A 12,506-nucleotide genomic window follows, 5' to 3' on the forward strand; every position below is an offset into this window, starting at 1 on the left:
GAAAGGGCCCGCCGGTCACGACGCGGCGGGCTCCACGACCACCTTCACGCTGCCCAGCTCCGGGTCCGCGGCGTCCGGCACCAGCATGCCGGCCCGTACCCCGCTGTCCAGATAGCGCAGGACCGGTGCGCTCAGGCGCTCGCCGGGCAGGGCCGCGGGGATGCCGGGCGGATAGGGGGTGAGCATCTCCGCGGCGATGCGGCCCTCGGCCTTGTCCCTGGGCACCTGTTCGGTACGGCCGAAGAACGCGTCCCGCGGCAGGAGCACCTGCTCCAGGCGCATCTGCGCGGGGGAGGGCACCTCCACCACGGTGGACGTGCGCAGCTTCCCCGCGTGCCGCGACAGGTCGGTCAGCGCCGCGAGCAGCACCGCGGCCGTCCCCTCGTCGTCGGCGTGGGTCAGCTGGGCGCTGATCCGGCGGTGGTCGGACACGTGCAGGTTGACGTCGTGGTGCTCGCGCAGCCAGTCGGCGGCCCGGTAGCCGGTGGTGCCCAGCGGGGCGATGTCGACGATCAGCTGCAGCGGGTCCAGGTCGGCCGCGCGCCCCGGCCCGCAGAAATCGGCCCCGTCGTGGACGTGCATCCCCTCGATCCCCTCCACGCGCGAGCGCACCGAGCGGGCCAGGGCCAGCGCCCGGCCGTACAGCTCCCGCCCGTGCTCGGCCATCTGCCGGCGCCACCCGTCCAGCGCCGCGTACACCAGCACCGACGGCGAGGTGGTGCCCAGCAGGTCCGCGCACGCGGCCAGGTGGTGCATGTCCACGCGCTCGCCCTGCAGATGGAAGACCGAGCTCTGCTCCAGGCCCGAGCCCATCTTGTGCACCGACGTCACGCACACGTCCGCCCCCGCGTCCATGGCCCAGGTCGGCAGGTCCGGGTGGAAGGGCAGGTGCGCCCCCCACGCCTCGTCGACCACCACCGGCCGGTCCCGCCGGTGGCACACCTCGGCGATGCCCGCCAGATCCGCGCACGTCCCGTACGGGGTGGGGCTGGTCACCAGGGCGCCCTTGGCGTCCGGGTGCCGCTCGAAGGCCCGCTCGAACGCCTCGGGCGACGGCGGATGGGCCAGGTGCAGCTCCGCGTCCCAGCTCGGCTCCACCCACACCGGCCGCACGCCGGAGAGGATGAGCCCCGAGACCACCGACTTGTGCGCGTCCCGTCCGATCAGCAGCTCCTCGTGCGGCCCGGCGACCGAGAGCATCGCCGCCTTGACGGACAACGAACTGCCGCAGGTGGAGAAGAACGTGTGCTCCGCCCCCACCGCGTCCGCCATCAGCCGCTCGGCGCGCTGGAGCACCTCGTGCCGCCCGGCCCGGTCGTCCAGGCCGCTGATGGCCAGCACGTCGTGCGCGAACACCGCCTCGCCCAGCGTCGCCCGCACCCGGGGATCCACCCCGCGCCCCTGCTTGTGGCCGGGCGGGGTGAAGGGCGTCCGGCCCCTGTGCGCGTACGCGGCGAGGGCCTCCAGCACGGGGGCCTGTGAGTGGTCCATGCCTCCTCGGCTCCCCGGATCGCCGCCCGGGGAAACAACCCCGGCGCGGCGCGCACCTCCGGCCGGGTGCCCTCGCTCGCGCGCGCCGCCGCACGGTCATAGCGTCGACGGCAGCGGGTACGCGTACGCCGGACCACCGGCACACCGGCAGCGGGAGGACGGCGTGGGACACACACGGCGCGACGGCGGCCGCCTCGGCCGCATCCGGCGCAGCTACGAGCAGGGCGCCGACGAGGCCGGCGGCGAACGGCCCCTGGTGGGCTACGTCGCCCTGCTCGGCGGCTACGCGGCCCTCGCCGCCACCGCGGCGGGCGCCGTGGCGCTCACCCGCCGTCGGCCCCTGCCCCGCCGCCCGGCTCCGGCCGACCTCGCCCTGCTGGCCGTCGCCACCTTCCGCACCAGCCGCCTGCTCGCCAAGGACGCGGTCACCTCCCCGCTGCGCGCCCCCTTCACCACCTACCAGGAGCCCGCCGGGCCCGGCGAGGTGACCGAGGCCCCCCGGCCCGGCCCGGTGCGCCACGCCGTCGGCGAACTGCTCGTCTGCCCCTTCTGCCTGACGCAGTGGGTGGCCACGGCCGGCGTCGCCGGCCTGCTCGTGGCACCGACCGCCACCCGCTGGCTGGCCGGCGGCATGACCGTGGTCTCCGCGGCGGACGTCCTGCAACTGGCCTACGCCAAACTCCAGCAAGCCGCCGGATGAGCCCCGTCCCGGTCCCTGAACCGCCTAATCCGCCCCGCCCGGGGGATTGACCCGGCGGCGCACCGGTTACCCATCAGCCGCGGTGCGGCGGTGCGGCCGCCCGCACGGATGCGGACGGGAGCGTGGGCGCATGCTGTTCGGGCGGCGGAAGGAGCGCGTCGAGGAACGGGCCCGGATGGCCGCACAGGCCGGCTTCACGGCACTGGACCGCAGGTTCCCCGCCAGCGAGACCGGCCGGCTGCTGCTGCGCAAGGCCTTCCCCGACCACTGGTCCTACTTCCTGGGCGAGCTCGCGCTCTACAGCCTCCTCCTGCTGGTGGTCACAGGCTCCTTCCTGGTGCTCTTCTTCGACCCGAGCATGACGGAGACCGTCTACCACGGCTCCTACGCGCCCCTGCGGGGGCAGCGCATGACCCAGGCGTACGCCTCGGCGATCACCCTCAGTTTCGACGTGCGCGGCGGCCTGCTGATCCGTCAGGTGCACCACTGGGCGGCCCTGGTCTTCGTCGCCGCCGCCGGCGTGCACATGCTGCGGATCTTCTTCACCGGCGCCTTCCGCCGGCCGCGGGAGCTGAACTGGACGGTGGGGGTCACCCTCTTCCTCCTCGCGCTCCTGGAGGGCTTCTGCGGCTACTCGCTGCCGGACGACCTGCTCTCGGGCACCGGGCTGCGCACCGCCTACACCATCGTCACCTCCATCCCCCTCGTCGGCACCTACCTCGCCTTCTTCATCTGGCGCGGCCCGTTCCCGGGCGAGCTGCTCATCCCCCGGCTGTACGTCGTGCACGTGATGTTCGTCCCCGGCGTCCTGCTGGGGCTCGTCGGCCTGCACCTGTTCCTCGTGGTGTATCTCAAGCACACGCAGTGGAGCCGGCCCGGCAGGACCAATCGCAACGTCGTCGGACAACCGATGTTTCCGCAGTTCACGGCCAAGTCGACGGGGCTCATGCTCATGGTCTGCGGGTCCCTGTTCGTCCTCGGCGCCCTCGCCCAGATCAACCCGGTGTGGAACTACGGGCCCTTCCGCGCCGACCAGGTCGCCACCGACTCCCAGCCCGACTGGTACGTCGGTTTCCTCGAAGGCGCCCTGCGGCTGATGCCGCCCTGGGAGAACAACGTGGCCGGCCACACACTGATGTGGAACGTCCTGCTGCCCGCGGTCGTGCTGCCGGCGGCCCTGTTCGCCCTGCTGTACGCCTATCCCTGGTTCGAGAAGTGGGTCACCGGCGACCGCACCGAGCACCATCTGTGCGACCGCCCCCGCGACCGCCCCACCCGCACGGGCCTGGGCGTCGCCGCCACCGTCGCCTACGCCCTGCTGCTCATCGCCGGCGGCAACGACGTCATCGCCTACACCTTCCGCATCTCGGTCAACGACCTGACCTGGGTGCTGCGCGTGCTCGTCGTCGCCGGCCCCGTCCTGGCCTTCGCCCTCACCAAGCGCCTGTGCCTGGCCCTGCAGGAACGCGACCGCGGCCGCCTCACGGAGGGCGAGGAGAACGGCGAGGTCGCCCAGAGCGTCTTCGGCGCCCTCGACGAGGGCAGCGAGACGCTTCCCGCCGCCGAGGCCTACCCCCTGATGGTCCGTGAGATGCCCCGGCCGCTGACCGTGCAGGAGGGGCCCGCCCCGCGCCGCGTACGGCTGCGCGCGGTGCTGAGCTCCTGGTACTACCGCGACCGCGTCGAGATGCCCGTCACCGAGGCCCAGCGCGCACAGATCGCGGTCCGCCTGGCCGAACCGCAGACGGAGCCGGTAAAGGAGCGCGAGGAGAGCTGAGCAGGCGTGCGAAAAGGCGGGTGCGCCCGCACGCCTTCGTTGGCAGGCTGGGGGCATGAATGCGCAGTCCCACCCCGCCCCCCGCTGGACCACCACCCCCATCGACGCCCGCATCGTGCGCGGCGCCCTGGAGCTGGAGCGCACCGAACACGGCGTGCTGCCGCACCGGCTGCCCGCCCGGGCCCGCAGGCTCTTCCCCGACGACAACCTCGCCCGGGCCTCGGCCCGGCCCTCCGGAGTGCGCCTGGCCTTCCGCACCCGGGCCACGGTGCTCGAACTCGACGTCCTGCCGACGAAGACGGCCTACGCCGGCCTGCGCGGAGCCGAGGACGGCATCTACGAGCTGACGGTGGACGGCCGCCCCGCCGGGCGCACCACCGTCCCCGGTGGCAACGTCGACACCCTCGACTGGGCCACGCAGACCGTGACCACCCGGCCCGGCCCGCCCGGTACCGCCCGCTTCGACGGCCTGCCCGGCACCGAGAAGGACGTCGAGATCTGGCTGCCGCACACGGAGATCACCGAACTGATCGCGCTGCGCACCGACGCCCCCGTCGAGCCGCTGCCCGGGCGCGGCCGCCGGGTGTGGCTGCACCACGGCAGCTCCATCAGCCAGGGATCCAGCGCCGACGCCCCCACGGAAACCTGGCCGGCGGTGGCCGCGGCCCTCGGCGGAGTGGAGCTGATCAACCTGGGACTCAGCGGCAACGCCCTGCTCGACCCGTTCACCGCCCAGGCGATGCGGGACACTCCCGCGGACCTGCTCAGCATCAAGATCGGCATCAACATCACCAACCTGGACCTGATGCGCCTGCGGGCCTTCGCACCGGCGGTGCACGGCTTCCTCGACACCGTCCGCGAGGGTCACCCCACCACGCCCCTGCTGGTCGTCTCGCCGCTGCTGTGCCCCATCCAGGAGGACACCCCCGGCCCCCTCACCGCCGACATCGACGGCCCGAAGGTCGGCTTCCGGGCCCTGGGCGACCCCTCGGAGCCGGGACGGCTCACCCTCACGCTCATCCGGCAGCAGCTCGCCGAGGTCGTCGAGCGGCGCGCGGCCGAGGACCCCCACCTGCACTACCTCGACGGCCGCTCGCTCTACGGCGAGGCCGACTTCGCCGAACTGCCGCTGCCCGACGCGCTGCACCCGGACAGCGCCGGCCACCGCCGCATCGGCGAGAACTTCGCCGCCCTGGCCTTCGCCGACGGCGCAGTGTTCGCTGCCTGAGCCGCCGCTCTCAGCCCGGCCGCCGGTTGAACTGGAACGTCATGCCCAGCACGCCGGCCAGCAGCACACCGACGGCCGGCAGGAACAGCCACAGGCCGAAGACGATGCCCAGGGCCGTGAGCGCGGCGCCGGCCGCGGTGAGCACCGGATGGACGCTGTGCGGCGGGAAGAAGTCCAGCGGCCCGGCCCGGTCGGCCACCTTGCCGTCCGTACGGTCCTCCGGGCGGACCCCCCGGCGCCGGTAGTTGACCAGGCAGAAGAAGGAGACCACGGAGGCCATCGCGAACGACACCGTCAGCGCCGCCGTGCCGGCCGGCTCCCGCGCCCAGTACGTGTAGACGACGTCGGTGACGAAGAAGAAGCCGGCCACGCCGGCGAACAGCAGGGCCTCCGCCTTCATTCCAGCTCCCCCTCCTCGCCCTCCAGGCTCGGCCGGGCCTCCGGGGCGCCCACGGGCACGGGCCGGTCACCGGCCTCCGGATGGTGCAGGTCGAAGGCGGGGGAGTCCGAGCGCACTTGGGGCAGCGCCACGAAGTTGTGCCGCGGCGGCGGGCAGGAGGTCGCCCACTCCAGGGAGCGCCCGAACCCCCACGGGTCGTCGACCGCGACCTTCTGCCCGTACACGGCGGTCCTCCAGACGTTGTACAGGAACGGCAGCGTCGAGAGCCCCAGCAGGAACGCGCCGATCGACGAGAGCGTGTTCAACGCGGTGAAGCCGTCGGCCGCCAGGTAGTCGGCGTAGCGGCGCGGCATGCCCTCGGAGCCCAGCCAGTGCTGCACCAGAAAGGTGATCTGGAAGCCGGCGAAGAGGGTGAAGAAGTGGATCCGGCCGAGCCGTTCGTCGAGCATGCGCCCGGTCCACTTCGGCCACCAGAAGTAGAAGCCGCCGAACATCGCGAAGACCACCGTGCCGAAGAGCACGTAGTGCAGGTGGGCGACGATGAAGTAGCTGTCGGTGACGTGGAAGTCCAGCGGCGGGGAGGCGATGAGCACCCCGCTCAGCCCGCCCAGCAGGAAGGTCACCAGGAAGCCGATCGCCCACAGCATCGGGGTCTCGAAGGAGAGGCTGCCGCGCCACATCGTGCCGATCCAGTTGAAGAACTTCACCCCCGTCGGCACCGCGATCAGGAACGACAGCAGGGAGAAGAACGGCAGCAGCACCGCACCGGTGGCGAACATGTGGTGCGCCCAGACGGTGGCCGAGAGCATGGTGATGGCGATCGTCGCCCCCACCATGCCGAAGTAGCCGAACAGCGGCTTGCGGCTGAAGACCGGGACGATCTCCGTGATGACGCCGAAGAACGGCAGGGCCACGATGTAGACCTCCGGGTGGCCGAAGAACCAGAACAGGTGCTGCCACAGCAGCGCCCCGCCGTTGGCCGCGTCGAAGACGTGCCCGCCGAACTTGCGGTCCGCCTCCAGCGCCAGCAGCGCCGCCGTGAGCACGGGGAAGGCGAGCAGCGCCAGGATGGAGGTGAACAGGATGTTCCAGGTGAAGACCGGCATCCGGAACATCGTCATGCCCGGCGCCCGCAGCGTGACGATGGTGGCGATGAAGTTCACCGACCCGAGCGTGGTGCTCAGCCCGGCCACCACCAGCCCCATCGCCCACAGGTCCCCGCCGGCCCCCGGCGTGCGCACCGCGCTGTTGAGCGGGGCGTAGGCGAACCAGCCGAAGGAGGCGGCGCCCTGCGGGGTGAGGAAACCGGAGACCACGATCAGGCCACCGAAGAGGAACAGCCAGTACGTCATCGCGTTCAGCCGGGGGAAGGCCACGTCCGGGGCACCGATCTGCAGCGGCATCACGGCGTTGGCGAAGCCGGCGAACATGGGCGTGGCGAACAGCAGCATCATGACGGTGCCGTGGATCGTCACCAGCTGGTTGTACTGCTCGGCGGTGACGATCTGCAGCCCCGGCCGGGCCAGCTCGGCCCGCATCAGCATGGCCAGCACCCCGCCCAGCAGGAAGAAGCAGAAGGCGGTCACCAGGTACATGTTGCCGATGACCTTGTGGTCCGTGGTGGTGAGGTAGCCCAGGATCCGCGCCCCCAGCCGCACCGGCCGGCTCTCCGGTTCGCCGGCGGCCGCACCCTGGACGCTGGTGTCGTGGTCCAGCTGCGGCATCGGCTCTCCATCCCTCAGGCGGGCGCCTTCGTCTGTAGCCGGGATCGCCGCGGGGCAAACCGTCCTTGCGCCGATCGGCGCACCGTCAGCCGGTCAGGCGGGGCAGCACCTTCGTCGCGTAGAAGTCGAAGAAGCCGCGCTGGTCCGGTCCCATCTGACCGACGTGCACGCGCGCGAAGCCCGCGTCGGCGTACGCCTGCAGGGCGGCGACGTGCGCGTCGACGTCGTCACCGCACACCACGGAACCGGCCACCTTCTCGCGCGGCACCATCGTCGCCGCCTGCTCGAAGTGGCCGGGCGTGGGCAGCACCTGGTTCAGCTCGCCGGGCAGCTGCTCCACCGCCCACAGACGGTGGGCGGTGTCCACCGCGGCGTCGCGGTCGGTGCCCCAGCACACCTTGATCCCGCCGATCGCCGGCTTGTCCGCGCCGGCCAGGGAGCGGAAGCGCTCCACGGCCTGCTTCTCGGGCGCCATCGTCACCAGGCCGTCCCCGATCTGCGCCGCCACCTTCAGCGCCGCCGGGCCGAAGGCGGAGACGTCGACGGGCACGGGCTCGTCGGGGACGGTGTACAGACGGGCGTTCTCCACCGTGTAGTGGCGGCCGCGGTGGCTGACCTCCTCGCCGGTGAACAGCCGGCGCATCACCTCCACAGCCTCGGCGAGCATCTCCAGCCGGATCGGGGCCTCCGGCCAGCGGTCGCCCAGGACGTGCTCGTTGAGCGCCTCGCCGCTGCCCACGCCCAGCCGGAAGCGGCCGGGCCCCAGCAGCACCGCGCTCGTCGCCGCCGCCTGCGCCGTGACCACCGGGTGCATGCGCACGGTCGGACAGGTCACCGCGGTCTGCACCGGCAGCGAGGTCGCCTGCGACAGGGCGCCGATCACCGACCACACGAAGGGACTGTGCCCCTGCTCGCCGGTCCAGGGATGGAAGTGGTCGGAGATCCACAGCGAGGTGAAGCCCGCGTCCTCGGCCATCCGGGCCTGCTCGACGAGGTCCTGCGGCGTGTTCTCCTCGCAGGACAGGAAGTAGCCGTACTCGGTCATGGCAGGAAACACCCCTCGTCGACGGCCGTTCGCGGCATCACGGGTGCTACGGGTAACCGCGGCCCGCAACCTCAAACAGCGAGGGTTGACCGCCCCGCGGGCGGGTACCCGGCAGCAATGTTCGAACTGACGCGCCCACCGGACCCCGTACCGCCCAAGCCCACCCCCGCGCCCGGGCCCGGCGGCCCCCAGCCGGGACCGGCACCGGGGCCCCGCCCCGGCCCCGGCGGCCCCGACCCCGTACCGCCCGCGCCCCCGCAGCCCGGCCCCGACCGGCCCCCACCGCCCCCTCCCCCCGGGCCCGACCCCCTGCCGCCCCCGGGACCGCTGCCCGGACCGGGCCCCCGGCCCGAGCCGGCCACCGGCCCCTGAGCACCGGCGTTTCGGCCGCTCGCGGAGGGGAACCCGGCAGGGCGATCCGACGGCGAGCGGAAGGCGGCGACATGCGGGCCCTGACCTGGCACGGCAAACGGGACGTACGCGTCGAGACGGTCCCGGACCCGGTGCTGCAGCAGCCGACCGACGTGATCGTACGCATCACCTCCACCGGGATCTGCGGCTCCGACCTGCACCTGTACGAGCTCCTCGGCCCGTTCCTGGACCCCGGCGACATCCTCGGCCACGAGCCGATGGGCGTGATCGAGGAGGCCGGGCCCGAGGTCGCCACCCTCGCCGTCGGCGACCGTGTCGTCGTGCCGTTCAACCTCTCCTGCGGCACCTGCTGGATGTGCAACCAAGGACTGCAGTCGCAGTGCGAGACCACCCAGGTCCGCGACCGCGGCAAGGGCGGCTCCCTCTTCGGCTACACCAAGCTCTACGGGCAGGTGCCCGGCGGGCAGGCCGAGTTCCTGCGGGTGCCCTTCGGCGACACCCTGCCGGTCAAGGTGCCCCACGGCCCGCCCGACCAACGCTTCGTCTACCTCTCCGACGTCCTGCCCACCGCCTGGCAGGCCGTCGAGTACGCGGCGATCCCCCCGGGCGGCAGCCTCACCGTGCTGGGACTGGGTCCCATCGGCGACATGACCGCCCGCATCGCCCTGCACCGCGGGGCCGGACAGGTCATCGGCGTCGACCTGGTGCCCGAACGCCTGGAGCGGGCCCGCTCGCGCGGCGTGGTCACCCTGGACCTGCGCGAACACGGCAAGGATCTCGTCGAGGCGATCCGCGAGCTCACCGACGGCCGGGGCACCGACGCGGTCGTCGACGCCGTCGGCATGGAGGCGCACGGCGCCCCGGCGAGCAGGGCCGCCCAGCAGCTGACCGGCCTGCTGCCGGACGCCGTCTCCCAGCGCCTGATGGACCGCGTCGGCGTCGACTGCCTGACCGCCCTGCACACCGCCGTCGAGGCGGTGCGCAGGGGCGGCACCATCTCCGTCGTCGGCGTCTACGGCGGCATGACCGACCCCATGCCGATGATGACGATGTTCGACAAACAGATCCAGCTGCGCATGGGCCAGGCCAACGTGCGCCGCTGGACCGACGCCATCCTGCCCCTGCTGAGCGACGCCGACCCGCTCGGCGTCGAGGGCTTCGCCACCCACGTCCTGCCCCTGGAGGAGGGCCCCCGGGCCTACCGGACCTTCCAGGCCAAGGAGGACGGCATGATCAAGACACTCCTCACCCCCTGAGGCCGCCGTGACCGCGTACGACGACATGACCACCGCCGCGAGCGAGGCCCACCCCCGCGCGGCCGTCTTCGACGTCGACGGCACCCTCGTCGACACCAACTACCTGCACGCCGTCACCTGGTTCGAGTCGTTCCGCCAGGCCGGCCACCGGGTCGCCATGACCGACATCCACCACACCGTCGGCATGGGCTCCGACCGACTGATGGACCGCCTGCTCGGCGAGGACCGCGACCGCGACGGCGACGCCGCCATCAGCGCCGCGCACAGCACCCTGTACGCCACCTGGTTCGAGCGCCTGGCCGTCCTCGACGGCGCCCCCGAGCTGCTGCGGGCCCTGTCCGACCGCGACTGGCGCGTCGTGCTGGCCACCTCCGCCAAGGGCGCGGAGCTCGCGGCACTGCGCCGCGCCCTCGGGGCGGACGACGCCATCCGCGCCGCCACCAGCGCCGACGACGTCGAGGAGAGCAAACCCGCGGCCGAACCGGTGCGCGTGGCACTGGAGGAGGCGGACGTGCCGCCGCAGCGTGCCCTGTTCGTCGGCGACACCGTCTGGGACGTCGAGGCGGCCCGTGCCGCCGGGGTGGACTGCATCGCCCTGCTCTCCGGAGGCATCGGCCGCGACGACCTCGAACGCGCCGGCGCGGTCGCCGTCTACCGCAACCCGGCCGACCTGCTGGCTGCCCTCGACGACAGCCCCTTCGGCCGTATGGACTGATACGCCGCATGGACTGACAAGCCGCATGCATTGAGAAACCGCATGGACTGACAAGCCCCATGGACTGACAAGCCCCGTGGACTGAGAAGCGCTCGACCGGTCAGCGCCCCGGCAACCGGTAGACGACCAGCGCCTCGTTCTCCTTCTCCAGCGTCAGCGACCGCGGCGCCGGGCACACCTCGCCGTCGTACGCCAACGGAGTGCCCGGGGGCACCTCCTCCACCGTCAGGCGCCGCACCCGGTCCGAGCGCAGCACCGGCGAATGCCGCAGGCCCCCCGACAGCGCGGCCAGCAGCAGCCGGGTGCGGGCCAGCCGGCCGCCGAGGACCATGCGCACGTCCAGCACCCCGTCCGCCAGGTCGTACCGGCGCACCGGGGCCGCGCCCACCCCGCGGTAGGTGCAGTTGCCCGCGAACAGCAGCCACACCCGGCGGCGCCGGCCCTCCACCCGCAACTCCACCGGCTCACTGGTGCGCAGCACGTGCACCGCGGCCGCGATCCCGGCCGGCCACGCGCCCACCCGCGGGGCCCACCGCTCGCGCACGCGCACCAGCTCCGGATAGGCGCCGATGCTGAAGGTGTTCAGGAAGCGGTGCCCGTCGAAGCGCACCACGTCCACCGCCACGCCCTCGCCGGCCTCCACCGCCAGCGCGGTGTCGGCGGACGACTCGATGCCCAGGTCGTGCGCGAAGTGGTTGTACGTGCCGCCGGGCAGCACCGCCAGGGCCAGGCCGTGCCGCGCGGCGACGGCCGCGGCCGCGTTCACGGTGCCGTCGCCGCCGAAGACGCCCAGCGCCCCGCCCAGCTCGGTGGCCCGTACGGCCGCCGCCTCCAGCACCTTCTCCGGCGACTCGTCCGGAGCGCACTCGACGATCTCGCTGTCCGGCAGCACCGCGCGGATCTCCGGCACCGGATCCGCCCGCCCCTGCAGCCGCTGCCCCGAAGCGTTGTTGGCGACCACCACCAGCCCCCGCCCGCCCGGCAGTGCCGGCGCCTCGGCCCGCGGCCGGGCCGGCGGCGCCAGCTGCCCGCGCGTGGGCACCACCCCGCGCACCGCGAACGCCGCCCCCGCGCCCAGCAGCGCCCCCGCCACCACGTCGCCCGGATAGTGCACGCCCGTGTACACCCGGGAGAAGCACACGGACGCCGCCAGCGGCGCCAGGGCCAGCCCCCACAGCGGCCGCTCCAGCGCGACCCCGGCGACGAAGGCCGCCGCCGAGGCCGAGTGCCCCGAGGGGAAGGACGTGGTGAACGGCTGCCGCGTCAACTGTCGTATCACCGGCACCGCGTCCAGCCCCGGCCGGAGCCGGCGCACCGAGCGCTTGCCGAGGGTGTTGACCGTCGCCGAGGCCACCGCCAGCGACGCCACGCCCCGCAGCGCGGCCCGCCGCCCCGGGCGCCCGCCCAGCAGCGCCGCCCCCGCCGCGACCCCCAGCCACAGCACGCCGTGGTCGGCACAGCGCGACAGCCGCGGCAGCACCGCGTCACCGCCGGGCCAGTGGCGCCCGGCCACCTTCGCGAAGACCGCACGGTCCCAGGAACTCATCACCTTGCGCATGCGCCGACGTCTACCCGCTCGCCGCCCCCGCACGCGAAACATGTCCTGCAAACGTGGCGGTGGGGCCCCCCCGCCACCGCGGGGCCCCCCCAAACCCCCCCCCCCACACCGGCCCCGCCAGGGCCCCGGCCGCGGCGAAGAGGAGGCAGCCCCGGCCCGGGCCCGCGCCCTGGTCGCCGAGGAACTGCAGCTGGCCCGGCAGTGGGGCGCGCCGACCGCCGTCGCCTGGGCCGAACTCCA

The 12,506-nt window shown here is 73.5% G+C and carries 10 protein-coding genes; 5 read left to right on the top strand and 5 right to left on the bottom strand.

Annotation, left to right across the window (positions count from 1 at the left end; all coding sequences use genetic code 11):
- Positions 1 to 15: 15 nt before the first annotated feature.
- Positions 16 to 1,491: an aminotransferase class I/II-fold pyridoxal phosphate-dependent enzyme gene (locus AC27L3_RS02375; protein WP_487232272.1), complete on the bottom strand. Its 1,476-nt coding sequence runs from the start codon at positions 1,489 to 1,491 to the stop codon at positions 16 to 18.
- Between the two features lie 163 nt (positions 1,492 to 1,654).
- Between AC27L3_RS02375 and AC27L3_RS02380 the strand changes: the two genes are divergently transcribed.
- The 3 genes from AC27L3_RS02380 (at position 1,655) to AC27L3_RS02390 (ending at position 5,196) form a co-directional block, all read left to right on the top strand.
- Entirely contained in the window at positions 1,655 to 2,191 is a 537-nt protein-coding gene (locus AC27L3_RS02380; protein ID WP_487232273.1) for a DUF1360 domain-containing protein, read from the top strand.
- A 130-nt stretch (positions 2,192 to 2,321) separates the two neighbouring features.
- Positions 2,322 to 3,968, top strand: a complete 1,647-nt coding sequence (gene qcrB, locus AC27L3_RS02385; RefSeq protein ID WP_487232274.1) for a cytochrome bc1 complex cytochrome b subunit — start codon at positions 2,322 to 2,324, stop codon at positions 3,966 to 3,968.
- Positions 3,969 to 4,023: 55 nt separating this feature from the next.
- Complete coding sequence (locus AC27L3_RS02390; protein ID WP_487232275.1) at positions 4,024 to 5,196, top strand: GDSL-type esterase/lipase family protein; 1,173 nt, start codon at positions 4,024 to 4,026, stop codon at positions 5,194 to 5,196.
- A 10-nt stretch (positions 5,197 to 5,206) separates the two neighbouring features.
- On the opposite strand, the gene ctaF is transcribed toward AC27L3_RS02390, so the two are convergent.
- From ctaF to AC27L3_RS02405, 3 genes are all read right to left on the bottom strand, one after another.
- Positions 5,207 to 5,596: an aa3-type cytochrome oxidase subunit IV gene (ctaF, locus tag AC27L3_RS02395; protein WP_487232276.1), complete on the bottom strand. Its 390-nt coding sequence runs from the start codon at positions 5,594 to 5,596 to the stop codon at positions 5,207 to 5,209.
- On the bottom strand, positions 5,593 to 7,320 hold the full coding sequence (ctaD, locus tag AC27L3_RS02400; protein WP_487232277.1) for an aa3-type cytochrome oxidase subunit I: 1,728 nt from the start codon (positions 7,318 to 7,320) through the stop codon (positions 5,593 to 5,595). The genes ctaF and ctaD overlap by 4 nt, the downstream gene beginning before the upstream one ends.
- An 85-nt stretch (positions 7,321 to 7,405) precedes the next feature.
- Positions 7,406 to 8,365: a TIGR03557 family F420-dependent LLM class oxidoreductase gene (locus AC27L3_RS02405; protein ID WP_487232278.1), complete on the bottom strand. Its 960-nt coding sequence runs from the start codon at positions 8,363 to 8,365 to the stop codon at positions 7,406 to 7,408.
- A 443-nt stretch (positions 8,366 to 8,808) separates the two neighbouring features.
- Between AC27L3_RS02405 and AC27L3_RS02410 the strand changes: the two genes are divergently transcribed.
- Positions 8,809 to 9,993 (top strand): alcohol dehydrogenase catalytic domain-containing protein, encoded by a 1,185-nt coding sequence (locus tag AC27L3_RS02410; RefSeq protein WP_487232279.1) that lies wholly within the window; start codon positions 8,809 to 8,811, stop codon positions 9,991 to 9,993.
- 25 nt (positions 9,994 to 10,018) lie between these two features.
- Entirely contained in the window at positions 10,019 to 10,708 is a 690-nt protein-coding gene (locus tag AC27L3_RS02415) for an HAD family hydrolase (RefSeq protein ID WP_487232307.1), read from the top strand.
- A 100-nt stretch (positions 10,709 to 10,808) separates the two neighbouring features.
- Here the strand turns inward: AC27L3_RS02415 and AC27L3_RS02420 are convergent, their stop codons facing one another.
- On the bottom strand, positions 10,809 to 12,266 hold the full coding sequence (locus tag AC27L3_RS02420) for a phosphatase PAP2 family protein (RefSeq protein ID WP_487232280.1): 1,458 nt from the start codon (positions 12,264 to 12,266) through the stop codon (positions 10,809 to 10,811).
- Between the last annotated feature and the right edge of the window lie 240 nt (positions 12,267 to 12,506).

This window comes from Streptomyces sp. PKA51 (genome assembly GCF_057552455.1).

Coding starts and splice junctions, on each gene's coding strand:
- ctaD (WP_487232277.1), bottom strand. CDS start 7,320: ATGCCGCAGCTGGACCACGACACCAGCGTCCAGGGTGCGGCCGCCGGC.
- AC27L3_RS02375 (WP_487232272.1), bottom strand. CDS start 1,491: ATGGACCACTCACAGGCCCCCGTGCTGGAGGCCCTCGCCGCGTACGCG.
- qcrB (WP_487232274.1), top strand. CDS start 2,322: ATGCTGTTCGGGCGGCGGAAGGAGCGCGTCGAGGAACGGGCCCGGATG.
- AC27L3_RS02410 (WP_487232279.1), top strand. CDS start 8,809: ATGCGGGCCCTGACCTGGCACGGCAAACGGGACGTACGCGTCGAGACG.
- ctaF (WP_487232276.1), bottom strand. CDS start 5,596: ATGAAGGCGGAGGCCCTGCTGTTCGCCGGCGTGGCCGGCTTCTTCTTC.
- AC27L3_RS02415 (WP_487232307.1), top strand. CDS start 10,019: ATGACCACCGCCGCGAGCGAGGCCCACCCCCGCGCGGCCGTCTTCGAC.
- AC27L3_RS02405 (WP_487232278.1), bottom strand. CDS start 8,365: ATGACCGAGTACGGCTACTTCCTGTCCTGCGAGGAGAACACGCCGCAG.
- AC27L3_RS02420 (WP_487232280.1), bottom strand. CDS start 12,266: ATGCGCAAGGTGATGAGTTCCTGGGACCGTGCGGTCTTCGCGAAGGTG.
- AC27L3_RS02390 (WP_487232275.1), top strand. CDS start 4,024: ATGAATGCGCAGTCCCACCCCGCCCCCCGCTGGACCACCACCCCCATC.